Here is a 22,226-nt window from a genome sequence, read left to right as displayed (position 1 = left end):
ACGGTGACACCCGCCACCGCCGCGTCCCGGGACCACGGCCGGGCGTGGCGGACCGATCCGTCCAGCGAGTCACACGCGCACCGTCGACCTCCGGAGCCCGGCCCTTCCCATCCGGGCGGCGCCCTGCCGATGAGGAGGACATGCGCGCCAGCCACCTCGCCACCGCCCTGACCGCCTTCGCCGCCGGCCTCACGGCCGCGACCGTGCTGCACCGCCGCGCCGAGCGGCCCGGGAGCACCGACGTCGCCACGGCGCCCGCGGAGCGGGAGCTCCCCGCGACGCCGGAGCCCGCGGGCGTCGTCCTCCCCTTCCTGCGGGCCGTGCCCGTTCCGGCCGCGGGACCGGTCCGGTGCGGCGACAACGGCGGCCTCACCAAGGCCGGCGCGCCCTGCGCGGCGCGGGCCACCTCCGGTGGCCGCTGCCACCACCACCGCATCGCCGCCTGAGGCCGGCGCGCCGCGTCAGCGGGCGACGGGTGCCGGGTCGGGGGTGAAGGTGCGCCGGGCGATCCGCCAGGTGCCGTCGACGCGGCGGAACTCGTCGTGCACCCGGCCGGTGCTCACGACGGTGGTGCCGGCCAGCGTCACGATCGAGGAGTGGCACTCGGCCCTGTCGCCGTCGACGTCGATGACGTGGTTGAGCGACAGCCGGTGCGTGGACCCGACGCGGAGCCCGGCCGCGAACTCCCGGAGTGCCTCGTGGCCGACGACGTCCGGGCCGCCGACGCCGCCACCGACGAAGACGGCGTCGGCGGCGTAGAGCGAGACGAAGGTGTCCACGTCACCGGTGTCGACGGAGCGGACGTAGCGGGCGTAGAGGTCGCGGATGGCGTCGCGGTCGTCGGCGAGAGAGGGCACGCCGGGCATGCTCGCACCCCCCTCGGCGCGCTCACCCCGCGTCGGCCAGCAGCCGGCGCCGGACGAGGACCTGCTCGGCGAAGGACTCCAGGCGCGCCCACACCAGGTGTCGGGTCGGGGCGAAGTTGTGCATGTGGGCGCTGCGCGGGACCAGCAGCAGCGAGAGGTCCGGCGCCGAGCGGAAGACGGCGAGGTCGGCAAGCGGCTCGACGGTGACGTCCTGCTCGCCGTACACGAGCAGGACCGGCACACGCACCGCCGCGGCCTGGCGCGCGACGGCGAGGGGCTCCATCAGCTCGACGGCGCAGCCGGGCACGGTCGCCGACCGCCACGGCGCGAGGTGCTCGGCGTCCATGTCGAGGGCGACGAGCTCCGGCGGCTCCTCGGGCCAGTGGAAGCTGGCGGTGAAGTCGACGTCGCCCATGCCCGCGTACACCGCCGCCATCCCGTCCCCGCGGAACGGCTGACGCGCCCCCGGCCGCACCGCAAGCCGGGTCTGCGTGAAGCTGCTGCCGAGCGCGGCGACGGCGGCGAAGGTGTCGTGCGCGGCCTGGGTCACGACCACGACGTGCCCGCCCATCGACTGCCCGGCACCGATCGCCACCGCCCCGGGGACGGCGGGCAGGTCCGCGTCGAGGGTGCCGGCCCGGATCTCCGCCACGAGCGCCCTGACAGCCGAGTCGCCCGCCGCCGCGACCTCCGCGAAGCCGAGCGGGTGCTCGGGCACCGTGCTCTCCCCCACCCCCAGGTGGTCGACGGCGACGGTGAGCAGACCGCGCTCGGCGTGCCACCGCGCCTGGCTGTGGTCGGGGTGGCCGTCGACGCGCAGGTCGAAGTAGTGCCGGCCGTAGCCCCCACCGGGGAACAGGAAGAGGACGGCGTCGGTGGTCACGCTCTCCGGCAGGTACGCGGTGACGGCGAGGCGGCCCCCGTCGACGTCGATCCGGCGGTCCACGCTGCGGCAGGTCACACCCCGATCACTACACGGCCGGGATGACCTACCGGAAGGTCTGCGAGAGGATCGCCGCATGGATCTGGGGCCCCTCGGGGCGTGGCTGCCGCCCGTCATGTCCGACACCACGCCGGCCGAACTGGCGGTCCGGCTCGAGGAGCTCGGCTACCCGACGGTGTGGATCGCGGGCGGCATCAGCCCCGGCATCTTCGAGGTGATCGAGTCGGTGCTCGAGGCCACCGAGCAGATCACCGTCGGCATCGGGATCGTCAACATCTGGATGGAGACCCCGGAGTCGGTGACCGCCGGCTGGCACCGGTGCGAGGAGCGCTGGCCGGGCCGGCTGCTGGTCGGGCTGGGCATCAGCCACGGACCGATCATCGACGCCTTCACCGACCAGACCTACCGGCGGCCGCTGGCCACGATGCGCGCCTACCTCGACGCCCTCGACGCGCGGACCGACCCGCTGCCGCCGGAGCGGCGGGTGCTCGGCGCGCTGGGGCCCAGGATGCTGGCGCTCGCCGCGGAGCGCACGGCCGGCACGCACCCGTACCACGTGGTCGTGGCCAACACCGCCGCCGCGCGCGAGGGGGTCGGTCCCGGCCGGCTGGTCGCCCCGGAGCTGCCCGTCGTCCTCACCTCCGACCTCGCGGCCGGCCGCGAGCAGGCCCGCTCGCAGCTGACCCACTACCTGCAGCTGCCCAACTACGCGAACAACTGGTTCCGGGCCGGCTTCACCGAGGCCGACGTCGCCGACGGCGGCAGCGACCGCCTGGTCGACGCCCTGGTGGCGATCGGCGACGTCGACGCGATCGGCGCCCGGGTGCAGGAACACCGGGACGCCGGCGCCGACCACGTCTGCCTGCAGGTGCTCGGACCGCGGCCCAACGACGCGGGCGTCTACGCGGAGCTCGCGACGCTGCTCGGCGCTACTCGCCGAGGCTGAGGACGGAGGCCGGGCACGCCGCCACCGCTGCTCGGGCGGCACCCTCCTGCTCCGGCGACGGCGACGGCTGGAGGACCAGCACCAGCCCGTCGTCCTCCCCCTGGTCGAACAGCTCGGGCGCGGCGAGCACGCACTGACCGGCGCCGATGCACCGGTCCCGGTCGGCCTCGACGATCACGGCGCCTCCTGGGCTCATTCGTGCACATCATGCATCTATGCACGACGTGCATCCCACACTAGCGTCCTCCCCGACCCGGAACGGCCGGCAGGAGAGGACGACGCAGCGATGAGCACCGACAGCGCGCAGACCGAGGAGACGACCAACCCGGTCGCCGTCACGATCCGCCGGCCCATCGCGCCGGAGTTCGTCGAGCACCCGCCGGGCTGCCCGTTCGACCCGCCCCCGGGGATGCTCGCGCGCCGGGGCCGGGGCGCCGTCCAGCCGTTCGAGCTGCTCAACGGGGCCACCGCCTACCTCGTCACCGGGTTCGACGAGGGCCGCACCGTGCTCGCCGACCCGCGCTTCAGCGCCGACAAGTTCCGCAACCGCGAGGCGACCTCCTTCCAGCCGGAGGAGATCGCGGCGATGGGCGAGGCCGCGACGGGCGGGCGGTGCCCCGTCGTCTCCCCGGAGGACGCCCAGCCCCGTGGCGACGGCTACTTCGTGTTCATGGACCCGCCCGAGCACACCCGGCTGCGGCGGTTGCTCACCGGCCAGTTCACCGTGCGGCGGATGCAGGCTCTGGAGTCGCGGCTGCGCGAGATCGCCGTCGACGCGATCGAGGACATGCAGTCGGCCGGGACCGAGGCCGATCTCGTGCCGTCCTACTGCCTGCCCATCCCGTCGCTGATGATCTCGGAGCTGCTCGGCGTCGACCCGAAGGACCGCGAGGAGTTCCAGCACAACACCTCGGTCGGCACGAACGTCGAGGCCAGCGAGGAGGAGAAGGCGGTCGCCGGCGGGGCGCTGTACGGGTTCATCGCGCAGCTGGTGGCCAGCAAGCGGGAGAACCCCGGCGACGACATCCTCTCCGGGCTGGTCCGTGCCACCGACCCCGAGCTCACCGACGCGCAGCTGATCGACATGTCCCTGGTGCTGCTCGGTGCCGGCCACGAGACGACGGCCAACATGCTCAGCCTCGGCGCGCTGGCGCTGCTGAACGACCGCGAGCAGCTGGCCGCGCTGCGGGCGGACCCGTCGCTGTTCGACAACGCCGTCGAGGAGCTGCTGCGCTACATGAGCATCGTGCAGCTCGGTGTCACCCGGATCGCCACCGAGGACCTCACCCTCGGCGGCGTCGACATCCCGGCCGGTGCGACCGTGATGCTCTCGACCCCGGAGGTCAACCGCGACCCGGTGCACTTCCCCGATCCCGACCGGTTCGACGTGACCCGGCCGCGCAGCTCGCACCTGGCGTTCGGGCACGGCGTGCACCAGTGCCTCGGCCAGCAGCTCGCGCGGATCGAGATGCGCATCGGGCTGGAGGAGCTGTTCACGCGGTTGCCCGACCTCCGCCTGGCCGTGCCCTTCGAGGAGGTCCCGGTGAAGAACGAGATGCTCATCTTCGGGCTGCACTCGCTGCCGGTCACCTGGGCATGAGCGACGGCGGTCGCGTCGCCGTCGTCACCGGGGCGGCGTCCGGGATGGGGCTGGGCATCGCCCGGGACCTCGCCGCCCGCGGGCACCGCGTCGCCCTGTTCGACCTCGACGGCGCGGCCGCCGACTCCGTGGCCGCCGACTCCGTGGCCACCGACCTGCGTGCCACGGGGGCGCAGGCGGTGGGCATCGTGGTCGCCATCGCCGGCTACGCGCCCGCCCGGCCCCGTCCCGAGGCTCGCGGCGAGCGGAGCGAGGCGTGAGGAGGACGGGGTCCTCTCCCTGCGTCCAGGCGGCACTGCCCGACATGGTCGCCGCGCGGTGGGACCGGATCGTCACCGTCTCCTCGCTGGCCGGCCAGAACGGCAGCCCGCGGCAGGCGCACCACAGCGCGGCCAAGGGCGGGGTGATCGCGCTGACCAAGGCGCTGTCGTGGGAGTACGCCCGGTCCGGCATCACCGCGAACTCCATCGCGCCCGGACCCATCGACACCCCGATGTCACGTCAGGCCCAGAGGGCCGGGGACACCGCCGAGGAGATCGTGGCCGCCTGCGCCTACCTGTGCTCCGGGGAGGCCGGCTTCGTCAGCGGCCGGGTGCTCGGGGCCAACGGCGGCCTGCACCCGGGGAGCTGACGTGGCGGTTGGTACACAGGTCGCCGTGGAGAGCGACGCAGGCACCGGGCGCCGGGAGCGCAAGAAGACGGCGACCCGGGCCGCCATCCGCGACGCGGCGATGCGGCTGGCCCTGCGCGACGGCGTGGAGCGCGTGACGCTGGAGCAGATCGCCGCCGAGGCCGACATCGCCCTGCGGACGTTCTTCAACTACTTCTCCAGCAAGGAGGAGGCCGTCGTCGCCGGAGCCGCGGGCGACTTCCGCGCCTTCGTCGCCGGGTTCCGCGACCGGCCGGGGAGCGAGTCGGTGCTGCGGGCACTGCACGAGGCCGCGCTGGTCGTGCTGGACCAGGCGATGGCCGACGACCGCGACCACCTCGCGGCGCTGGTGGTCATCCGCGGGGAGCGGTCGCTGGTCCCCCAGCTGCTGGCCGCCCTCGCCGCGCAGGAGACGGTCCTCGCCGAGGCGATCGCCGACCGCGTGGGGCCGGGGCAGGACGAGGGCTACCCGCGGCTGTGCGCGGCGGCCGCGCTGGCGGCGCTGCGGGTCACGTTGGACCGGTGGCTGGAGTCGGCCGGCGCGGGCGCCGTCCCCTCGCTCGACGGCCTCCGCGGAGAGCTCGAGCGGACGCTCGGCGCCCTCGCCGCCGGCCTCGACCGGCCGAGCCGGCCGGAGTGACCCGGGGGGCGCACCGGCGCCCCCCGGGTAGCGGGGTCAGGCGCCGAAGCGCAGGCCGCCGTCGAGCCGGATGACGTAGCCGTTGAGGTAGTCGTTCTCGGCGATCTGGTAGGCGAGCTTCGCGTACTCCGCGGGGCGGCCCATGCGCTTGGGGTTGAGCACCATCTTGCCGAAGGTCTCGTCGGCCTTGACCGGGTCCGGGAAGGCCGGGGTGAGGAAGGTGCCGGGCGCGATGCCCATGACGCGGATGCCGGCCGGGGCCAGGTCGCGGGCCGCGGCCAGGGTCAGGGCGATGACGCCGCCCTTGGCCATGGCGTAGCTGGTCTGGCCGGGTGCGGCCTCGAAGCCGGCGATGCTGGCGGTCAGGATCACGACGCCGCGCTGGTTGTCCTCGAGCGGCTCGTTGCTCTGCATCGAGGCGGCCGCGCGGGAGAGCACCCGGTAGGTGGCCGTGTAGTAGTACTCGGTCGTCTGGAGGAAGGCCTCCATCGGCATCGGCTTGCCGTCGCGGGAGACGATCCGCTGGGCCGCACCTCCGCCGGGGCCGCCGTTGACGATGACGGTGACCCGGAGGGTGCCCAAGGACTGCGCCTTGGCGATGGCGGCGTCCACCGACTCGTCGCTGGTGACGTCGGTGTGCACGAAGACCACGTTCTCGCCGAGCTCGGCCGCGATCGCGTTGGCCTTCTCCTCCGCGACGTCGGCGATGACGACCTTGAGGCCCTCGGCCGCGTACTTGCGCACGGTCTGCTCGCCGAACCCGCCGGCACCGCCGACGACGAGTGCTGATGCTCCAGTGAGGTCCAACGGTCTCTCCGCTCTCCGGGACGCGTGCCACCGACGCGTCGCGCCGGGGACTGTAAGTGGCCGCGGTCACCCCGCGGCAGGGTGATCCACCGTCCGAGCACCTCGCCGGCTCCCGGGAACTCGGCCGGGCGGTGCACGGGGCTCGCGACACGCGGATGTGCCAGGTGATCCGCCGGAGGTGCGACGGGACCGCGGACGGCGATCGGGGACGGCGATCGGGGGCGGGACGTGCAGGAGCCCCGCTCACCGACCCTCCCCCGAGGTGGTGAGCGGGGCTCCTGCGTACATCCCCCGTGTGTGTCTCCGGTCCCCCCGTGACCCGGTGACAGGAAGGACTCTGCCCGTCGTCCCGCAGGGTCCCCGCAGCCGTTCCGCACGATCTCCGCAAGACGTGACGGCGTCAGTCCCGCCAGGCTCCCCGGGCGGCCGCCGCGGCGGCGTAGTCGGGGAAGGTGGTCGGCGGACGGCCGGTCAGCCGCTCGACGACGTCGTCGGGCTCGTCGTCCCCTCGTGCGCGCAACGCGGCGAAGGCCGCCAGCTCGGCCTCGGTGACCTCTCCGGGCTGGCCGGCCGCCGTCAGCGCGTCGCGGTAGGCACCGGGGTCCCCGACGAAGCGCACCCGACGCCCGCTGACCCGCGCGATCGTGGCGACCGCCTCGTCGAAGGTCAGGGCCTCGGGACCGCGCACCTCGTACACCTGCCCGGCGTGACCGTCCCGGGTGAGGGCCGCCGCGGCGACCGCCGCGACGGCCCCGGCGTCGACGAAGGCCTGCCGCAGGTCACCGACCGGCATCACGACCTCGCCGGCCATGACACCGGGCCGGAAGAACCCCTCGTCGAAGTTCTGGTCGAACCAGCTGGGCCGCAGGACCGTCCACTCCGCGCCGCAGTCCTGGACCAGCCGTTCGGCGTCGAGGAGCCGCTGGTCTCCCATCTCCTCGACCGCGCCGCTCGAGAGCAGCACGATCCGCCGCACGCCGGACTCCACCGCCCGCGCGACGAACCCTGGGTCGACCGGGGTCCCGTCCGGCGCCATCAGGTAGAGGCGGGTCGCGCCGGTCAGCGCCGCCTCCCACGTGTCGTCGTCGGTCCAGTCGAAGCGCACCGTGCCCGGCCCGGAGCCGCCGCGCGAGGCCGCCCGGACGGGGTGCCCGTCCCGCTGCAACGCCTCGACGACGCGCCGGCCGGTCCGCCCGGTGCCCCCGAGGACGACGGTCAGCTGATCGCTCATGACCCCGACGCTAGGCACGATCGCGGTCAGCTCCCGACCGCGTTCACGCCCGGAGCGGCGAGCGGTGTCACGTCCGGGCCGCGGGCGGTGTCTCCATGTCGACCCAGCACGCACCTGGAGGAGACATGACGAGCAGCCCCCGCATCCCCGCCATCGAGATCACCGGGGTGTTCGGCACCCTGCTGAAGGCGATCAGCCGCCGGATGTTCGGCCAGGTGCCCGAAGGCGCCGGGGTCATGTGGCACTACCCGGCGGTCCTCAAGGACTCGATGTCGTTCGGTCGCAAGGTCGACTCGTGGAACCGGCTCGACCCGAACCTCGCCTCGTTCGCGGCCATGGCCGCCGCCGGCGCGGTCGGCTGCGGCTTCTGCCTGGACCTGCACTACTTCATGACGTCGAACCGCGGCCTCGACGCGGCCAATGCGCGCGAGGTGCCGCGCTGGCGCGAGTCCGACGTCTTCACGCCGCTGGAGCGCCGCGTGATGGAGTACGCCGAGGCGATGAGCCAGACCCCGCCGGCCGTGACCGACGAACTGTCGGCCGCACTGCTCGCGAACCTCGGCGCTCCGGCACTGGTCGAGCTGACCGCCAGGATCGGCATGATGAACATGACGGCCCGCGGCAACGTCGCCCTCGGCATCCGCTCGCAGGAGTTCTCGGCGTCCTGCGGCCTGCCGCCGCTCGCGTCCCCGTCGGCGGACGGCGTGGCGTCGGCATGAGCGACGACCCCTTCACCGCCCACCGTGGCCTGCTGTTCACCGTCGCCTACGAGATGCTCGGCTCGGCTGCCGACGCCGACGACGTCGTCCAGGAGACCTGGCTGCGGTGGGCGGAGGTCGACCGGACGGCGGTGCGCGAGCCGCGGGCCTACCTGGTGCGGATCGTCACCCGCCAGGCGCTCAACCGGCTGCGCACCCTCGCCCGCCGCCGGGAGGACTACGTCGGCGAGTGGCTCCCCGAACCGCTGCTGACCGGTCCGGACGTCGCCGACGACGTCGAGCTGGCCGAGAGCGTGTCGATCGCGATGCTCACCGTCCTCGAGACGCTCGGCCCGACCGAGCGCGCGGTCCTCGTGCTGCACGAGGTGTTCGACGTGCCCTATCCGGAGATCGCCGAGGCGGTCGGCAAGTCCGGCGCCGCGGTCCGGCAGATCGCGCACCGGGCGCGGGAGCACGTCGCCGCACGCCGTCCGCGGATGGTGGTGAGCCGGGCCGAGCAGCAGCGGGTGGTGGACCGCTTCCTCGTCGCGCTCACCGCCGGGGACCTCCAGGGCCTGATGGACGTCCTCGCCCCCGACGTGGTCGTCGTCGCCGACGGCGGAGGGCTGGCGCCCGCCGCCCTGCGCCCGGTGGCCGGACGGCGGAAGGTCGCTGCGGCGCTGTCGCACTTCGCACGGCTGGCACCCGGCGTGCCGATCACCACGCCACTGGTCAACGGCGCGGTGGCCGTGCGCATCGACGCCGGCGGCGAGTTCGACACCGCCGTGACATTCGTCGTCGCCGACGGGCTGATCTCCCGCATGTACGCGATGCGCAACCCGCACAAGCTCGGCCGGCTCGACGTGGTGGCCGACCTCCGGCGGTGAGGCCCACGCCTGTTGTTGGGAGCTCGCTCGCCTGCCGTGCGCCCGGTCCTCTCCCGGGTGTCATCCGGCGGCCGGAGGCTCGGGGTGCCCGGACGGACCCGATGCTGGAGGAAGCCATGACCACGCCGAAGCCGAAGTCCCCGACCACGCCCGCGGACGCCGCCCGCACCGACGCGGACGCCCCGCGCACCGACGCCACCACCGCCACGGCGGGTACCGACACCGAGCTCGAGGAGCTCAGCCGCACCCGCGACGAGGCCGAGGACCGGGCCCGCGAGCTCCTGGCCGCCGAGGTGCTGCAGTCCACCCGCAACGGCTCCCACGACGAGCGGGCGCGGCAGCTGGTCCTCGCCGTCCGCCGCGACCTGCTCGCCGAGCTGCGCGAGCAGGAGCAGGAGCAGGCCCGCCGTCAGCTGGCCGCGGCCGCGGACAGCAGCGAGGACGCCGTCGCCGGTCTCGTGCAGGGCGTGACGACGATCGTGCGCAGCCTCGTGCCGGCGGTGCTGATCCGGCCGGAGGAGGCCATCGAGACGACCTTCGCGCTGGCCGACCAGGGGCTGCGGGTGGCCCGCCGCCTGGCCCTCGTCGTGACCGGCAGCGTGCGCAGCCTCGTCACCACCTGACGCGGGAGACCGAGTGATGTGCGGTCAGGGCGTCTTCCCGTCGCAGAACCCGCCCTGACCGCACATCACTCGGCTCAGCGCCAGCGGAGCCTCCCGGCCGGAGGAGGGACGGTTGTGTGCAACCCATCCAGGGTGGGCACGGCGGTCCCATGGAGCATGCCGAGGTCCTCATCGTCGGCGGAGGCAACGCCGGCATCTCGCTGGCGGCGAAGCTGCTGCGCGACGGCGTCGCCGGCGTCACCCTGGTCGCGCCGCAGCCGGTGCACCGCTACAAGCCGCTGCTGAACTACGTGGGCGGCGGCGAGGCGACGATGGCCGATCTCGAACGGCCGATGGCCGACGTCGTGCCGGAGAGCTGCACCTGGATCCGCGACGCGGTCGACGCGGTGGATCCGGCCGTCTCCACCGTCCGCACCCGGCTCGGCCGCACCCTGCGCTACACCACCCTCGTGCTCTGCCCCGGCCTCGAGGAGGACTGGGCGGCGACCCCAGGTCTGCAGGAGGCCTACGCCGACGGGTGGGCCGCCGCCACGTACGTCCCGGGGAGCGCGCCGCGCGTTTGGCCGGCCCTCTCGGCGGTGCGGAGCGGCACCGTCGTCTTCACCGTGCCGCCGGAGCCCGCCTCCTGCGGGCCGACGGCGCTCAAGCCGCTGTTCCTGGCCTGCGACCACTGGCGCCGGACCGGCGTCCTCGACGGCATCGACGTACGGCTGGTGCTGCCCGAGCGGACCTCGGTGGGCATCCCGTCCGCCGACGAGGTCCTCGAGCGGGCGTTCGCCGAGTACGGCGTCCAGGTGCTGCGCGAGTCGCGGGTCGAGCGCGTGGACGCCGACCTGCACTCGCTGACGGTCAGCACGCCGGCCGGACCGCAGGTGCTCGAGGACGTCGTCTTCGCCCACGCCGTCCCCTCCTACCGAGCGCCCGCCTGGATCGCCGACAGCGGCCTCGCCGACCCGGCGACCGGGCTCGTCGACACCGATCCGGAGACGCTGCGTTCCCGCCGGCACGAATCGATCTGGGCGATCGGCGACGCTGCGGGCGTGACCCCGCGACCGTCCGGCGGAGCCCTGCGCAAGCAGGTCGCGGTCCTCAGCGCGAACATCACCGCCGACCGCGACGGGGAGCCGCTGCAGCGCTACGACGGCTACACCGTCGTCCCGATCACGGTGGGCCGGCGGACCCTGACCCTCACCGAGGTCGACCGCGCCGGCCGGCCGACGCCGTCGGTGCCGCTCGTCGACCCGGTCAAGCCCCGCCGTGCCACCTGGTGGTTCGACCGCTACGGCCTGCCGCAGGTCTACTGGCGGCGCATCCTCCGCGGCCGGGTCTAGGCGCCGGGCAGGAGGTCGGTGCGGCGGCGGATCAGGAAGCGCCGCTCGACGGGGTTCGCGGTGAGGGCCAGGGCCTCGTCGTAGGCGGCCGCGGCCTCCTCGGGCCGGTCCAGCCGGACGAGGACGTCGGCCCGGGCCACCGGCAGGTACGGGTAGCCGGCCAGCGACGGGGCCAGGGCGTCCAGCTCGCGCAGCGCTCCGCGCAGGTCCGCGCCCTCCAGCCGGCTGCGGGCGACCGTCCGGTTCAGCGCCACGACCGGCGTGGGCCAGACCCGCATCAGCGCCTCGTAGGTGGTGACGAGCTTCGGCCAGTCGGTCTCGGCCCAGCTCCGTGCCGTCGCGTGGATGCCGGCGATGCCGGCCTGCAGGGCGAAGCGCCCGCGCCGCCCGTCCCGCAGTGCGCTCACGGCGAGCGTGAGCCCCTCGTGAATGAGCGCCCGGTCCCAGCGGCTCCGGTCCTGGTCGGCCAGCAGCACCAGGTCGCCGGCGGAGTCGGTCCGCGCCGGACCGCGAGCCTCGGTGAGCAGCACCAGCGCGAGCAGTGCCCGTGGCTCGGGCTCGCCGGGCAGCAGCCGGACGAGCATGCGGGCCAGTTCCGTCGCGCGGCCGGTGAGGTCGGGATCGCGCAGCGCCGTCGCGGAGCCGCGGTGGCCGGCGGTGTGCACCAGGTGCACGACGGTGAGGACGGCGTCCAGGCGGGCCGGCAGCTCGTCGTCGTCCGGCACCCGGAAGGGGATCCGCGCCGCCGCGATCTTCTGCTTCGCGCGGGTGATCCGCCGCGCGACGCCCGCCTCCCCCGACAGCAGGACGGCGGCGATCGCGGGGACGTCCACCCCGCACACCAGCCGCAGGGTGAGCGCGACCTGCGACTCGGGTGCCAGCGCGGGGTGGCAGCAGGTGAAGACGAGCCGGAGCGGATCCGTCGGCCCCGGCCCGTCCTCCCCCGCCGGCTCCACGAGCAGCGGGAGCTTGCGCCGCAGCGTCGCCTCCCGGCGCAACCGGTCGAGCGCGATGCGGTGCGCCGTCGTCGTCAGCCAGCCGGTGCGGTTGTCCGGCTCGCCCGCCGGCCAGCTGCGCAGCGCCCGCTCGAGGGCCTCCTGCGCGCAGTCCTCGGCCAGGTCGAGGTCCCCCGTGAGCCGGGCCGTGGAGGCGACCACGGCCGGCCACGCGGTGCGGAAGACCTCGTCCACGGCGGCGGTCAGCCCTCGGGCAGGTCCATGACCGGCCGCACCTCGACGTTGCCGGCCGGGCAGAGCTCCGCGAGGCGCAGCGCCGCGTCGAGGTCGGGCGCGTCGATCACGTAGAAGCCGCCGAGCGCCTCCTTGGTGTCGGCGAACGGGCCGTCGGTGACCAGCGCGCCGCTCTCGCCGCGGCGGACGGTGCTGGCCGTCGACGACCGCTCCAGCGCCTCCCCGCCCACGACGCTCGCACCCGCCGCCTCGACGGCGGCCATGAACTCCTCGTGCAGGCGCATCTCGTCGGCGACGCCCTGCTCGTCGGCGGTGTCGTACCAGTCCTCGGCGTCGTACATCAGGAACACGTAGCGGGCCATGCTGGGGATCCTCCCTGGTCAGGTGGTGCGGTCATCCTCCTGACGAACGGGAGCGGGCGGATCGGACACCTCACCGATGACTTTCCCCGCCGGCGCAGTCGTATCCGGTGTCGACCGCCACGAGAGGGAGCCGCGATGGACGCCGACCAGACCCCCGCCGACGAGTACCGCGAGATCGGCGGCCGCTTCACCCGGCTCGTCGAAGGGGTGCCCGACGCCGCGACCTGGGACCGGCCCGCGCCCGTCGACGGCTGGACCGCGCGCGACGTCGTGCGGCACCTGGTCGAGTGGTTCCCCGGCTTCCTGCGCGCCGGTGCCGGGGTCGAGCTACCCGCCGGGCCGTCGGTGGACGACGACCCGGCGGCCGCCTGGCGGACGTTCAGCGACGGCGTCCAGGCACTGCTCGACGACCCGGCGTCCGCGGACCTCGTCGTGCGCAACCCGCACATCGGCGACATCCCGCTCCCCCGCGCGGTGTCGCAGTTCTTCACCGCCGACGTCTTCATGCACACCTGGGACCTGGCCCGGGCCACCGGGCAGGACGAGACGCTGGACCCCGAGCGGTGCGCGGTGATGTTCGCGGGCATGGAGCCCATGGACGAGATGCTCCGGGCCAGCGGTCAGTACGGTCCGCGGGTGCCGGTGCCCGAGGACGCCGACCCGCAGACGAAGCTGCTGGCCTTCATCGGCCGCGACCCGAGCCGAGGCCGGTGATGTACCTCCGTGGCCCGTTCCGAGTCCCGGAACGGGCCATGGGGGTTCATCGGTCGGGCGGCGTCCCCGGTCAGACGTTGAAGCGGAACTCCACGACGTCGCCGTCCTGCATCACGTAGTCCTTGCCCTCGATCCGCACCCAGCCCTTGGACTTGGCCTCGGTCATCGAGCCGGCCTCCATCAGGTGGTCGAAGGAGACGACCTCGGCCTTGATGAAGCCGCGCTGGAAGTCGGTGTGGATGACGCCCGCGGCCTGCGGGGCGGTGGCGCCGATCGGGATGGTCCAGGCCCGCGACTCCTTGGGGCCCGCGGTCAGGTAGGTCTGCAGCCCGAGGGTGCGGAAGCCGACCTTGGCCAGCTGGTCGAGGCCGGGCTCGTTCTGGCCGATCGACTCCAGCAGCTCGGCGGCCTCGTCGGCGGGCAGCTCGATCAGCTCGGACTCGGTCTGCGCGTCGAGGAAGATCGCCTCGGCCGGCGCCACCAGGGCACGCAGCTCGTCGAGGGTCTCCGAGTTGCCCAGCTCGTCGGCGTCGACGTTGAAGACGTAGAGGAACGGCTTCGTCGTCAGCAGCGACAGCTCGCGCAGCGGCTCGGTGTCGACGCCGGCGGCGAACAGCGTCTTCCCGGTGTCCAGCACCTCGGCGGCCTCGACGGCGGCCTTGTGCAGCGCCGCGCGCTCCTTGTCCTTCTTGGCCTCCTTCTCCAGCCGCGGGATCGCCTTCTCCAGCGTCTGCATGTCCGCGAGGACGAGCTCGGTGTTGATGGTCTCGATGTCGTCGGCGGGCGAGACCTTGCCCTCGACGTGGACGACGTCGGGGTCGCTGAACACCCGGATCACCTGGCAGATCGCGTCGCTCTCGCGGATGTTGGCGAGGAACTTGTTGCCCAGCCCCTGGCCCTCGCTGGCGCCGCGCACGATGCCGGCGATGTCCACGAACGACACGGTCGCCGGGATGATCTTCTGCGAGCCGAACACCTCGGCCAGCCGCTCCAGGCGCGGGTCGGGGACCCCGACCACGCCGACGTTGGGCTCGATCGTGGCGAACGGGTAGTTCGCCGCCAGGACGTCGTTCTTGGTCAGCGCGTTGAACAGGGTCGACTTGCCGACGTTGGGGAGACCGACGATCCCGATGGTGAGACTCACGGGGTACGAGCGTACGGGGACCTGCAGAGGGCGCCCGAGGTCCGCTCCTGAGAACATCCCGCCCATGCGCGCCACCACCGCCGCCGGACTCGCCCTCGTCGTCGCCGGGGCGGCCGTCGCCGCCCGCCGCCGGGCTGCCGGGTCGAAGCGGCCCACCGCCCAGGTCCCCCCACCCCCGCGGGGCGAGGTCCGCACGGTGACCACCGAGGACGGCGTCGACCTGCACGTCGAGGTCTTCGGCGCCGAGCAGCCGGTCGCCACCGTCGTCCTCGCCCACGGCTACGTGCAGTCCTCGCGGCTGTGGGCCGGCCAGATCCGGGACCTGCTCGAGGCCCGCGCCGACCTGCGGGTGGTCACCTACGACCACCGCGGCCACGGCGCGTCCGGCCCGACGTCGCGCGACAAGGCCACCATCGAGCAGCTGGCACGCGACATGGCGCGGGTGCTCGAGGAGGTCGTCCCCGAGGGGCCCGTGGTGCTCGGCGGCCACTCGATGGGCGGCATGACGGTCATGGCGCTGGCCGAGCAGCGACCCGAGCTCTTCGGCGACCGCATCGCCGGCGTGGCCCTCGTCGGCACCAGCTCCGGCGGCCTGGATGCGGTCACCTACGGCCTGCCGGCGCCCGTCGCCAAGGCCGTCAAGAAGCTGCTGCCGATCCTCAACGAGCGCGCGGTCAAGGCGGAGCTGGCCGGGAAGAAGCGCGCGGTGGGCGCCCTCGACATGTGGCTGATCTTCAGCGGCACCGCCGACGCGGCCGACCTCGCGGCGGCGACGGAGGTGCACCGCGGCACCACCGCCGAGACGGTCGCCGCCTTCCTCCCGACCTTCTCCACCCACGACCGCGCCACGGCCCTGGCGGCGCTGAGCGACGTCCCGGTGCTGATCGCGGTCGGGGACGCCGACCGCCTCTGCCCGGTCGAGCACAGCCGCACGATCGCCGAGGCGCTGCCCGAGGCGGAGCTCGCCGTCTACCCGGGGGTCGGCCACATGGTCCAGATGGAGCGTCGCCGGGAGGTCAGCGACCGGCTGCTCGCCCTCGTCGACCGCGCGCTGAGCCGGACTCCGGCGGTCTGACGCAGCCGCCCCGGACGGCCGCGGGGCCGTCCGGGGCGGGCGCTGCGATCAGGCGGAGAGAGCGGCCTCGATGTCGCCGCGGATCTGGTCGGGCTGCACCGTCGGCTCGTAGCGACGGATGACCTCGCCGTCCCGGCCGATCAGGAACTTGGTGAAGTTCCACTTGATCTCGTCGGTCCCGATCGCCTCGGGCCGGGTCTTCTCGATGTGCTGGAACATCCCCGGCGCGGACTCCGCGGTGAAGTCACCGGGATCCGCGGCGCGCAGGTAGGACCACAGGGGGTGCGCGTCGTCGCCGTTGACGTCGACCTTCGCGAACACCGGGAAGGTCACGCCGTACTCGGTCGAGCAGAACTCCTGGATCTCCTCGTTCGTCCCCGGCTCCTGCCCCATGAACTGGTTGGACGGGAAGCCGAGCACCTCCAGGCCCTGATCGCTGTAGTCCTCGTACAGCTTCTGCAGGCCCTCGTACTGCGGCGTCAGACCGCACTTGCTCGCCGTGTTGACGACGAGCAGGACCTTCCCCGCGTAGTCGCTCAGGCGCTGGGTCGAGCCGTCGGCGGCGTCGACGGTGAAGTCGTGGGTCTTCATGCGGGGTCCTCTCGCGCGGCGGGCGGGTTGCAGCCGCAAGCCTTACCAGAGCGCGGGGTATTCCCTCCTGCGGTGTTCCTCGTGCTCCTGCGGTGCTGCAGCACCGCAGGAGCACGAGGAACGACGCGAGAGGGGCGTCGTCAGGCCGGCGCAGGGACGTCCGGGACCGCCGGCCCCGTGGTGAGGACGACGGTCGCCCGGCCGGCCTCGACCGCCTGCAGCGTGCGCAGCTGGAGCAGCGCCGGCTGCTCGGCGACCATCCGGGCGGCGTTGGCCATGGCGCGGGTGGCCGCGACCTCCGCCCGCGCCCGCTCCAGCGCCGCCTGCCCCTGCGCACGGGCGGTGGCGACCTCGGCCGCGGCGTGCCGCAGCTCGGCCGGCACCATCACGTCGCGCAGCCAGATCCGCTCCAGCTCGACGCCGACCACCTCGGGCGCGGGACCGACCCGCTCCCGGACGTCGTCGGCGAGGTCCGCCCGCGCGGCGAGCAGCTCGTCGAGCGTGCGGCCGGCGACGGCCTCGCGCAGCGCCACCTGGACGGTGGCGTAGACCAGGGCGTCGGCGTCCTCGACGGTCTCGTGCCAGCGACGCGGGTCCGCGGTCCGGCACTGGACGGTCAGGCTGACCCGCACCGACAGCCCGTCGGCGGTGAGGACCTCCTGGCCGGGGACGGCGAGCAGCCTCGGGTGGACGGCGACGCGGACGAACCGCTGCCTCCGCCGCGACCGCCGGTGCCGGCCGGCGCCCAGTTCCTCGGCGAACCGGCCGTCGCGGTACACCAGCACCCGCTCCCACTCCTGCACGACGACCCTCACGTCCCCTGCCCTCCTCTCCTCGGTCCCGGCTGCGCCTGCACGCGGGACCGTCCGGCGCCCGGCCGGGCCCCCGGCGGGGAGCGCACGCAGCGCTGCAGACCGCCGGAGGCCGGGGTGGCCGGGCGCCGGACGGCGACGGGAGTCGAACCCGGTGCGTCCTGAGCGCAGTGCCATACAGGCCGCCCGCGGCCGATGTGCAGGACCCGCGACGGCGATGCCGCCCGGCTGCTGACCACGGACCCGAGGAGCGTGACAGGTCGACGACGCCGCCGCCTCCGATTTCCCGGGCGGCTCAGCGCGACAGCGCCTGCCACCGCCGGACGGCGAGCGTCGCGAACACCGCGGTGAGGACGACGGGCCAGACGACGGCGAGCAGGGTCGCGTGCTCGGTCGCCCAGCCCCCGCCGGTGCCCACCGGGTCGCCGAAGAGCTCGCGGACGGCGGTCACCGTCGCCGCCAGCGGGTTCCACTCGGCCGCGGTCGCCAGCCAGCCCGGCATGGTCGAGGTCGCGACGAACGCGTTGGACAGGAAGGCGAACGGCCACACCAGGATCTGCACCGCCGCGACCGAGGCCGGGTCCCGGACCAGCAGACCCAGCCAGATGCCGATCCAGAGGAAGCCGATCCGGAGCAGGAGCAGCAGGCCGAAGGCCGCGACCGCGGGGCCGGCCTCGTCGGGTCGCCAGCCGACCAGGACCCCGGCCAGCGCCAGCACCGCCAGGCCCACCGTGGAGGACGCCAGATCGGCCAGGCACCGGCCCGCGACCACCGCCGAGGGCGCCATGGGCAGCGCCCGGAAGCGGTCGGTGATGCCCCGTCCGGCGTCGGTGACGACCGCCGTCATGGTCGACTCGAGGCCGAAGACGACGGCCAGGCCGAGGATCCCCGGGACCAGGAAGTCGCGGTAGCTCCCCCCGCCGGGCACCTCCATCCCGCCGCCGAGCAGGTACAGGAACATCACGAGCATCAGGACCGGGAACAGCAGCCCCACCAGCAGGGCGCCGGGCTGCCGCCGCCAGTGGGCGACGTCGCGGCCGGCGACGGCGAGGGCGTCGGCGACCGCCCACCGCACCCGCTCCACTCGGCTCTCGGGATCGAGGACGGTCGTGGTCATGCCGGCACCTCCGTGCGCTCGTCGCTGTGTCCGGTGATCCGCAGGTAGGCCTCGTCGAGGGTGGTCGGGCGCAGCACCAGGTCGTCGACGGTGATGCCGGCGTCGTCCAGCGCCCGGACGACCGCGCCGACCACGCCGGCGCGGCGCGCCACCGGCACGGTGACCCGCGTCGTCCCTCCGCCCGCCGCTGCGCCCGGTGGGCCTCCCGCCGCCCGTTCGGCGAGGGCGGCCGCCTCCTCCGCCCGGGCGGGGTCGCTCACCACCAGCTCGAGCCGGTCGCCGCCGATCGCGGCGGTCAGCTCCCGGGGCGTGCCGCGGGCGGCCACCCTGCCGCCGTCCAGCACGACGACCTGGTCGGCCAGCTGCTCGGCCTCCTCCAGGTACTGCGTGGTGAGGAGCACCGTCGTCCCCCCGGCCACCAGGTCGCGCACCGCGTCCCACACCTCGCGACGGCCGGCCGGGTCCAGACCCGTGGTCGGCTCGTCGAGGAAGAGGACGCGCGGCGCCAGCACCAGGCCGGCGGCGATGTCGAGCCGGCGCCGCATGCCACCGGAGAACTGCCGGACGGGTCGGTCCCCGGTGTCGGGCAGCCCGACCAGGTCCAGGAGCTCCCCGGCCCGCCGGCGCGCCGCGACGCGGGAGAGGTGGTGCAGCCGCCCGAACAGCACGAGGTTCTCCCGCGCCCCGAGGACCTCGTCCACGGTCGGCTGCTGGCCGACGACACCGATCCGGCGCCGCACCTCGCGCGGCCGGGCGAGCACGTCCACCCCGGCCACCTCGACCGATCCGCCGTCCGGGCGCAGCAGCGTCGTCATGACCCGCACCGCCGTCGTCTTGCCCGCTCCGTTCGGGCCCAGGACGGCGCACACCGACCCCGCCGCCACCTCCAGGTCGACCCCGTCGAGGACCGCCCGGTCCCCGTACCGCTTCACCAGGTCCCGCACATGCACCGCTGCCTGCACCGCACCTCCGTACGACATACGACATTGTCGAGGCCGCACAACGTACGCTGTACGGAGAAGGTTCCGCAAGGACGTCCGGGTGGATGGGGAAGGGTGGTGGCATGGCGACCGAGTCCAGCGGTGGAGGCGACCCCGCCCGCACCATGGCCCTGCTCTGGCGCGACCCGAACGGATCCGGTCGCCGGCCCGGTCCGCGGGCCGCGCTCGACGTCGACCGGATCGTCGCGGCGGCCGTCGAGCTCGCCGACCGCGAGGGCCTGGCCGCGGTCACCATGCGGCGGCTGGCCGCCGACCTCGGCGTCGGCGCGATGACCCTGTACACCCACGTGCCGGGCAAGGGTGAGCTCGTCGACCTCATGTACGACTCCGTGCTCGGCGAGGTGTACCCCACCCCTCCCACCGGGGAGTGGCGCGACCGGCTCACCGCGGTGGCCCGGGAGAACTGGGACCTGTTCGTCCGCCACCCGTGGGCGGCACCCCTGGGCACCGGCCGGCCGATCCTCGGGCCCAACCTGATGCGCAAGTACGACCTGGAGCTCGCCGCCGTCGACGGCCTGGGGCTGTCCGAGGTCGACATGGAGCTGGTCATCACGCTGATCGGCGACTTCGTCCGCGGCAGCGTGGGCATGCTGCACGACAAGCACGCCGCCGAGCGCGCCAGCGGGCTCACCGACGAGCAGTGGTGGGCCGCCACCGAGCCGCACATCGAGAAGGTCTTCGACGCCCAGCGCTTCCCCACCGCGGCGCGGGTCGGCCCGGTCTCCGGTCCCGAGCTCGGGGCGGGCGATCCCGCGCGGTCGTTCGAGTTCGGTCTGTCACGGGTGCTCGACGGGATCGCGGTGCTGGTCGAGCCCTGAGTCGCCCGGCCACGGCGTCGTCCGAAAACCGCCAGGCACCGTCGTCCTCCGGTGCCATGCTCGACCCCGTGACCGCCTCCCTCGACCACGAGCGCTGCTACCGCGCGGTGGCCAGCCGGGACGCCCGCTTCGACGGCTGGTTCTTCACCGCGGTCCGCACGACACGGATCTACTGCCGCCCCTCCTGCCCGGCCCGCACCCCGCTGGCGGCGAACGTCTCGTTCTTCGCCACCGCCGCCGGCGCCCAGGCGGCCGGGTACCGCGCTTGCAAGCGCTGCCGCCCCGACGCGGTGCCGGGATCGCCGGAGTGGGACGCCCGCGCCGACGTCGTCGCCCGGGCCATGCGGCTGATCGCCGACGGCGAGGTCGAGCGCACCGGCGTCCCGGGGCTGGCCGCCCGCCTGGGCTACTCGGAGCGCCAGCTGCACCGCCACCTGGTCGGCGAGCTCGGCGTCGGCGCGCTCGCACTGGCCCGGGCGCAGCGGGCGCAGACCGCCCGGGTGCTGCTGGAGACCACCGCGCTCCCCGTCGCCGACGTCGCGTTCGCCGCGGGCTTCGCCAGCATCCGGCAGTTCAACGACACGATCCGCGAGGTCTTCGCCGCGACCCCGTCCGACCTGCGCCGCCGCCGTCCCGGTGCCGACGCCGGAGCCCCGGGCGAGCTGACCGTGCGACTGGCCGCCCGCCCGCCGTTCGACGCCCCCGAGGTGCTGCTGTTCCTCGGCGCGCACGCCGTCCCCGGCCTGGAGGAGTGGGACGGGACGACGTTCGCCCGGGTGCTCGACCTCCCGCACGGCCCCGCGGTGGTGCACCTCTCCCCCGCCGGCGACGCCGCCGTCACCGCCCGCCTGCGGCTGGCGCAGCTGCGCGACCTGGGCGCCGCCGTGGCCCGCTGCCGGCGCCTGCTCGACCTCGACGCCGACCCCTCCGCCGTGGACGACGTCCTCGGCGCGGACCCGGCGCTGGCCGCCCTGGTCGCGGCCGCCCCGGGTCGGCGGGTGCCGGCCTCCCCCGACGCCGCCGAGCTCGCGGTGCGCGCGGTCCTCGGGCAGCAGGTGTCGGTGGCCGGCGCCCGCACCCTGACCGCGCGGCTGGTGCCGCACGGGACGCCCCTCCCCGAGCCGGTGGGCACGCTGACGCACGCCTTCCCCCGGGCCGAGGTGCTGGCCGACGCCGACCTGACCGCGGTCGGTCTGACCGGTGCCCGGCGGCGGACGGTGGGTGCGCTCGCCGCCGCCCTGGCCGCCGGGGAGGTCGTCCTCGACCCGGGCGCGGACCGCCAGGAGGCGACCCGCTCGCTGCTCGCTGTCCCCGGGATCGGCCCGTGGACGGCGGCTCTGGTCGGGCTCCGCGGACTGGCCGATCCCGACGTCTGGCTGCCCGGCGACCTCGCCCTGCGCCGCTCGCTCGCCGCGCTCGGCAGCTCCGACGCCGACGCCGCCACCCGCTGGCGGCCCTGGCGCTCCTACGCCGTCCTGCACCTCTGGGCCCTGGCCGTGCCCTCCCTCTTCACCCGCCCGCTGCCCGCCACCCCCGATCGGAGCGCGTCATGACCGCCCGCTACGCCACCGTCCCCACTCCCCCCGGCGCTTTCACCGTCGTCGTCACCGAGGACGCGGACGGCGCCGACGTCGTGCTGGCCGGCGGCTGGACCGAGGAGGTCGGCGAGCTGCTCCCCGTCGTCCACCGCTCGCTGCGCCCGGACGCGGTCGCGCCGGACCCTCACCTGGCGGTCCTCGACGTCGTCGAGGCGTTCCACGCCGGCGAGGTGGGCGCGATCGACGACGTGGTGGTCCGGCAGCACTCCGGGCCCTTCCTCACCGAGGCGTGGGAGGTGCTGCGCACGGTCCCCGCCGGCCGGCCCGACACCTACGCCGCCTTCGCCGCGCGGTGCGGCCGGCCGGCCGCGATCCGGGCCGCCGCGAACGCCTGCGCCCGGAACGCGGCGGCGCTGTTCGTGCCCTGCCACCGGGTGCTGGGCTCCGACGGCGGACTCGGCGGGTTCCGCTGGGGCACCGACGTGAAGCGCTGGCTGCTCGACCACGAGGCCCGCCACGCCGCCGTCCCTGCCTGAGCTCGCGCCGTCCGCCCCAGGCATGGGTACCGATACCCCCGTCTGCACCCCTCGGGACGTGGGTATCGGTACCCATGCCCTGGTGTCGCCGCCCGGTTTCGTCGGTG

At 74.7% G+C, this 22,226-nt stretch carries 27 protein-coding genes; 15 read left to right on the top strand and 12 right to left on the bottom strand.

Annotated elements, in window-relative coordinates; all coding sequences use genetic code 11:
* The first annotated feature begins 140 nt into the window (after positions 1-140).
* Positions 141-446: a hypothetical protein gene (locus DQ240_RS11855; RefSeq protein WP_113839817.1), complete on the top strand. Its 306-nt coding sequence runs from the start codon at positions 141-143 to the stop codon at positions 444-446.
* 15 nt (positions 447-461) lie between these two features.
* Here the strand turns inward: DQ240_RS11855 and DQ240_RS11850 are convergent, their stop codons facing one another.
* Together DQ240_RS11850 and DQ240_RS11845 are read right to left on the bottom strand one after the other, a co-directional pair.
* On the bottom strand, positions 462-857 hold the full coding sequence (locus DQ240_RS11850; RefSeq protein ID WP_158548655.1) for a nuclear transport factor 2 family protein: 396 nt from the start codon (positions 855-857) through the stop codon (positions 462-464).
* A 31-nt stretch (positions 858-888) separates the two neighbouring features.
* Positions 889-1,827 carry an alpha/beta hydrolase gene (locus tag DQ240_RS11845; protein WP_113839815.1) on the bottom strand — a complete coding sequence of 313 codons (939 nt, stop codon included), beginning with the start codon at positions 1,825-1,827 and terminating at the stop codon, positions 889-891.
* 58 nt (positions 1,828-1,885) lie between these two features.
* Between DQ240_RS11845 and DQ240_RS11840 the strand changes: the two genes are divergently transcribed.
* Positions 1,886-2,755: a TIGR03620 family F420-dependent LLM class oxidoreductase gene (locus DQ240_RS11840; RefSeq protein WP_113839814.1), complete on the top strand. Its 870-nt coding sequence runs from the start codon at positions 1,886-1,888 to the stop codon at positions 2,753-2,755.
* Here the strand turns inward: DQ240_RS11840 and DQ240_RS11835 are convergent.
* The gene (locus DQ240_RS11835; protein ID WP_113839813.1) at positions 2,739-2,933 is read right to left on the bottom strand and encodes a ferredoxin; all 195 of its coding nucleotides are present in this window, start codon (positions 2,931-2,933) and stop codon (positions 2,739-2,741) included. The genes DQ240_RS11840 and DQ240_RS11835 overlap by 17 nt on opposite strands.
* Before the next feature lie 108 nt (positions 2,934-3,041).
* Between DQ240_RS11835 and DQ240_RS11830 the strand changes: the two genes are divergently transcribed.
* Genes DQ240_RS11830 through DQ240_RS11820 form a run of 4 tightly spaced genes read left to right on the top strand, consistent with a single transcriptional unit; the run spans position 3,042 to position 5,644 of the window.
* Positions 3,042-4,355: a cytochrome P450 gene (locus DQ240_RS11830; protein ID WP_199589263.1), complete on the top strand. Its 1,314-nt coding sequence runs from the start codon at positions 3,042-3,044 to the stop codon at positions 4,353-4,355.
* Positions 4,352-4,615, top strand: coding sequence for an SDR family NAD(P)-dependent oxidoreductase (locus tag DQ240_RS23620; RefSeq protein WP_199589262.1), 264 nt, complete (start codon positions 4,352-4,354; stop codon positions 4,613-4,615). The genes DQ240_RS11830 and DQ240_RS23620 overlap by 4 nt, the downstream gene beginning before the upstream one ends.
* Positions 4,612-4,986 carry an SDR family NAD(P)-dependent oxidoreductase gene (locus DQ240_RS23615; protein ID WP_199589261.1) on the top strand — a complete coding sequence of 125 codons (375 nt, stop codon included), beginning with the start codon at positions 4,612-4,614 and terminating at the stop codon, positions 4,984-4,986. Before DQ240_RS23620 ends, DQ240_RS23615 begins: the two co-directional genes overlap by 4 nt.
* A gap of 25 nt (positions 4,987-5,011) precedes the next feature.
* Complete coding sequence (locus DQ240_RS11820) at positions 5,012-5,644, top strand: TetR/AcrR family transcriptional regulator (protein ID WP_113839812.1); 633 nt, start codon at positions 5,012-5,014, stop codon at positions 5,642-5,644.
* Between the two features lie 36 nt (positions 5,645-5,680).
* Here the strand turns inward: DQ240_RS11820 and DQ240_RS11815 are convergent, their stop codons facing one another.
* Both DQ240_RS11815 and DQ240_RS11810 read right to left on the bottom strand, forming a co-directional pair.
* Entirely contained in the window at positions 5,681-6,451 is a 771-nt protein-coding gene (locus tag DQ240_RS11815) for an SDR family NAD(P)-dependent oxidoreductase (RefSeq protein ID WP_113839811.1), read from the bottom strand.
* Between the two features lie 400 nt (positions 6,452-6,851).
* Positions 6,852-7,682: an SDR family oxidoreductase gene (locus DQ240_RS11810; RefSeq protein WP_113839810.1), complete on the bottom strand. Its 831-nt coding sequence runs from the start codon at positions 7,680-7,682 to the stop codon at positions 6,852-6,854.
* 125 nt (positions 7,683-7,807) lie between these two features.
* Between DQ240_RS11810 and DQ240_RS11805 the strand changes: the two genes are divergently transcribed.
* The 4 genes from DQ240_RS11805 to DQ240_RS11790 all read left to right on the top strand — a co-directional run bounded on the left by DQ240_RS11805 (position 7,808) and on the right by DQ240_RS11790 (position 11,221).
* Positions 7,808-8,401 (top strand): carboxymuconolactone decarboxylase family protein, encoded by a 594-nt coding sequence (locus tag DQ240_RS11805; RefSeq protein ID WP_113839809.1) that lies wholly within the window; start codon positions 7,808-7,810, stop codon positions 8,399-8,401.
* On the top strand, positions 8,398-9,267 hold the full coding sequence (locus tag DQ240_RS11800; RefSeq protein ID WP_113839808.1) for an RNA polymerase sigma-70 factor: 870 nt from the start codon (positions 8,398-8,400) through the stop codon (positions 9,265-9,267). Before DQ240_RS11805 ends, DQ240_RS11800 begins: the two co-directional genes overlap by 4 nt.
* A 116-nt stretch (positions 9,268-9,383) precedes the next feature.
* On the top strand, positions 9,384-9,890 hold the full coding sequence (locus DQ240_RS11795; RefSeq protein ID WP_147261983.1) for a hypothetical protein: 507 nt from the start codon (positions 9,384-9,386) through the stop codon (positions 9,888-9,890).
* Between the two features lie 149 nt (positions 9,891-10,039).
* Complete coding sequence (locus DQ240_RS11790) at positions 10,040-11,221, top strand: NAD(P)/FAD-dependent oxidoreductase (protein ID WP_113839806.1); 1,182 nt, start codon at positions 10,040-10,042, stop codon at positions 11,219-11,221.
* Here DQ240_RS11790 and DQ240_RS11785 read toward each other — a convergent pair.
* Both DQ240_RS11785 and DQ240_RS11780 read right to left on the bottom strand, forming a co-directional pair.
* Positions 11,218-12,411 (bottom strand): RNA polymerase sigma factor, encoded by a 1,194-nt coding sequence (locus DQ240_RS11785; protein ID WP_233498657.1) that lies wholly within the window; start codon positions 12,409-12,411, stop codon positions 11,218-11,220. The genes DQ240_RS11790 and DQ240_RS11785 overlap by 4 nt on opposite strands.
* A gap of 8 nt (positions 12,412-12,419) precedes the next feature.
* Positions 12,420-12,773 carry a YciI family protein gene (locus DQ240_RS11780; protein ID WP_113839805.1) on the bottom strand — a complete coding sequence of 118 codons (354 nt, stop codon included), beginning with the start codon at positions 12,771-12,773 and terminating at the stop codon, positions 12,420-12,422.
* 135 nt (positions 12,774-12,908) lie between these two features.
* On the opposite strand from DQ240_RS11780, the gene DQ240_RS11775 reads away from it, so the two are divergent.
* Positions 12,909-13,487: a TIGR03086 family metal-binding protein gene (locus DQ240_RS11775; protein WP_113839804.1), complete on the top strand. Its 579-nt coding sequence runs from the start codon at positions 12,909-12,911 to the stop codon at positions 13,485-13,487.
* A 70-nt stretch (positions 13,488-13,557) separates the two neighbouring features.
* On the opposite strand, the gene ychF is transcribed toward DQ240_RS11775, so the two are convergent.
* Entirely contained in the window at positions 13,558-14,631 is a 1,074-nt protein-coding gene (gene ychF, locus DQ240_RS11770) for a redox-regulated ATPase YchF (RefSeq protein ID WP_113839803.1), read from the bottom strand.
* A gap of 64 nt (positions 14,632-14,695) precedes the next feature.
* Between ychF and DQ240_RS11765 the strand changes: the two genes are divergently transcribed.
* On the top strand, positions 14,696-15,706 hold the full coding sequence (locus DQ240_RS11765; RefSeq protein ID WP_113839802.1) for an alpha/beta fold hydrolase: 1,011 nt from the start codon (positions 14,696-14,698) through the stop codon (positions 15,704-15,706).
* Positions 15,707-15,754: 48 nt separating this feature from the next.
* Here DQ240_RS11765 and DQ240_RS11760 read toward each other — a convergent pair whose 3' ends face one another.
* The 4 genes from DQ240_RS11760 to DQ240_RS11745 all read right to left on the bottom strand — a co-directional run bounded on the left by DQ240_RS11760 (position 15,755) and on the right by DQ240_RS11745 (position 19,188).
* Entirely contained in the window at positions 15,755-16,297 is a 543-nt protein-coding gene (locus DQ240_RS11760) for a glutathione peroxidase (RefSeq protein WP_113839801.1), read from the bottom strand.
* Positions 16,298-16,437: 140 nt separating this feature from the next.
* Positions 16,438-17,112, bottom strand: a complete 675-nt coding sequence (locus DQ240_RS11755) for an SPFH domain-containing protein (RefSeq protein WP_113839800.1) — start codon at positions 17,110-17,112, stop codon at positions 16,438-16,440.
* A 292-nt stretch (positions 17,113-17,404) separates the two neighbouring features.
* Complete coding sequence (locus DQ240_RS11750; protein ID WP_113839799.1) at positions 17,405-18,226, bottom strand: ABC transporter permease; 822 nt, start codon at positions 18,224-18,226, stop codon at positions 17,405-17,407.
* Positions 18,223-19,188 carry an ATP-binding cassette domain-containing protein gene (locus tag DQ240_RS11745; protein WP_233498656.1) on the bottom strand — a complete coding sequence of 322 codons (966 nt, stop codon included), beginning with the start codon at positions 19,186-19,188 and terminating at the stop codon, positions 18,223-18,225. Before DQ240_RS11745 ends, DQ240_RS11750 begins: the two co-directional genes overlap by 4 nt.
* Before the next feature lie 101 nt (positions 19,189-19,289).
* Between DQ240_RS11745 and DQ240_RS11740 the strand changes: the two genes are divergently transcribed.
* The 3 genes from DQ240_RS11740 (at position 19,290) to DQ240_RS11730 (ending at position 22,119) form a co-directional block, all read left to right on the top strand.
* Positions 19,290-20,045 (top strand): TetR/AcrR family transcriptional regulator, encoded by a 756-nt coding sequence (locus tag DQ240_RS11740; protein ID WP_113839797.1) that lies wholly within the window; start codon positions 19,290-19,292, stop codon positions 20,043-20,045.
* A 68-nt stretch (positions 20,046-20,113) separates the two neighbouring features.
* Positions 20,114-21,598 (top strand): AlkA N-terminal domain-containing protein, encoded by a 1,485-nt coding sequence (locus tag DQ240_RS11735; protein ID WP_304549951.1) that lies wholly within the window; start codon positions 20,114-20,116, stop codon positions 21,596-21,598.
* Positions 21,595-22,119, top strand: a complete 525-nt coding sequence (locus tag DQ240_RS11730; protein ID WP_113839796.1) for a methylated-DNA--[protein]-cysteine S-methyltransferase — start codon at positions 21,595-21,597, stop codon at positions 22,117-22,119. The genes DQ240_RS11735 and DQ240_RS11730 overlap by 4 nt, the downstream gene beginning before the upstream one ends.
* Positions 22,120-22,226: the final 107 nt, after the last annotated feature.

The sequence above is a fragment of the Blastococcus sp. TF02A-26 genome, assembly GCF_003319125.1.
In the GTDB taxonomy this organism is placed as follows: domain Bacteria; phylum Actinomycetota; class Actinomycetes; order Mycobacteriales; family Geodermatophilaceae; genus Trujillonella.
The sequence above is the reverse complement of the archived record's forward strand: the minus strand, read 5'-3'. Positions and strand labels throughout refer to the sequence as shown.

Excerpts from the sequence above, each read along its gene's own strand:
- DQ240_RS11855 (WP_113839817.1), top strand. The coding sequence starts at position 141 with ATGCGCGCCAGCCACCTCGCCACCGCCCTGACCGCCTTCGCCGCCGGC.
- DQ240_RS11840 (WP_113839814.1), top strand. The coding sequence starts at position 1,886 with ATGGATCTGGGGCCCCTCGGGGCGTGGCTGCCGCCCGTCATGTCCGAC.
- DQ240_RS11830 (WP_199589263.1), top strand. The coding sequence starts at position 3,042 with ATGAGCACCGACAGCGCGCAGACCGAGGAGACGACCAACCCGGTCGCC.
- DQ240_RS23620 (WP_199589262.1), top strand. The coding sequence starts at position 4,352 with ATGAGCGACGGCGGTCGCGTCGCCGTCGTCACCGGGGCGGCGTCCGGG.
- DQ240_RS11810 (WP_113839810.1), bottom strand. The coding sequence starts at position 7,682 with ATGAGCGATCAGCTGACCGTCGTCCTCGGGGGCACCGGGCGGACCGGC.
- DQ240_RS11805 (WP_113839809.1), top strand. The coding sequence starts at position 7,808 with ATGACGAGCAGCCCCCGCATCCCCGCCATCGAGATCACCGGGGTGTTC.
- DQ240_RS11800 (WP_113839808.1), top strand. The coding sequence starts at position 8,398 with ATGAGCGACGACCCCTTCACCGCCCACCGTGGCCTGCTGTTCACCGTC.
- DQ240_RS11795 (WP_147261983.1), top strand. The coding sequence starts at position 9,384 with ATGACCACGCCGAAGCCGAAGTCCCCGACCACGCCCGCGGACGCCGCC.
- DQ240_RS11790 (WP_113839806.1), top strand. The coding sequence starts at position 10,040 with ATGGAGCATGCCGAGGTCCTCATCGTCGGCGGAGGCAACGCCGGCATC.
- DQ240_RS11780 (WP_113839805.1), bottom strand. The coding sequence starts at position 12,773 with ATGGCCCGCTACGTGTTCCTGATGTACGACGCCGAGGACTGGTACGAC.
- DQ240_RS11775 (WP_113839804.1), top strand. The coding sequence starts at position 12,909 with ATGGACGCCGACCAGACCCCCGCCGACGAGTACCGCGAGATCGGCGGC.
- DQ240_RS11765 (WP_113839802.1), top strand. The coding sequence starts at position 14,696 with ATGCGCGCCACCACCGCCGCCGGACTCGCCCTCGTCGTCGCCGGGGCG.
- DQ240_RS11760 (WP_113839801.1), bottom strand. The coding sequence starts at position 16,297 with ATGAAGACCCACGACTTCACCGTCGACGCCGCCGACGGCTCGACCCAG.
- DQ240_RS11750 (WP_113839799.1), bottom strand. The coding sequence starts at position 18,226 with ATGACCACGACCGTCCTCGATCCCGAGAGCCGAGTGGAGCGGGTGCGG.
- DQ240_RS11740 (WP_113839797.1), top strand. The coding sequence starts at position 19,290 with ATGGCGACCGAGTCCAGCGGTGGAGGCGACCCCGCCCGCACCATGGCC.
- DQ240_RS11730 (WP_113839796.1), top strand. The coding sequence starts at position 21,595 with ATGACCGCCCGCTACGCCACCGTCCCCACTCCCCCCGGCGCTTTCACC.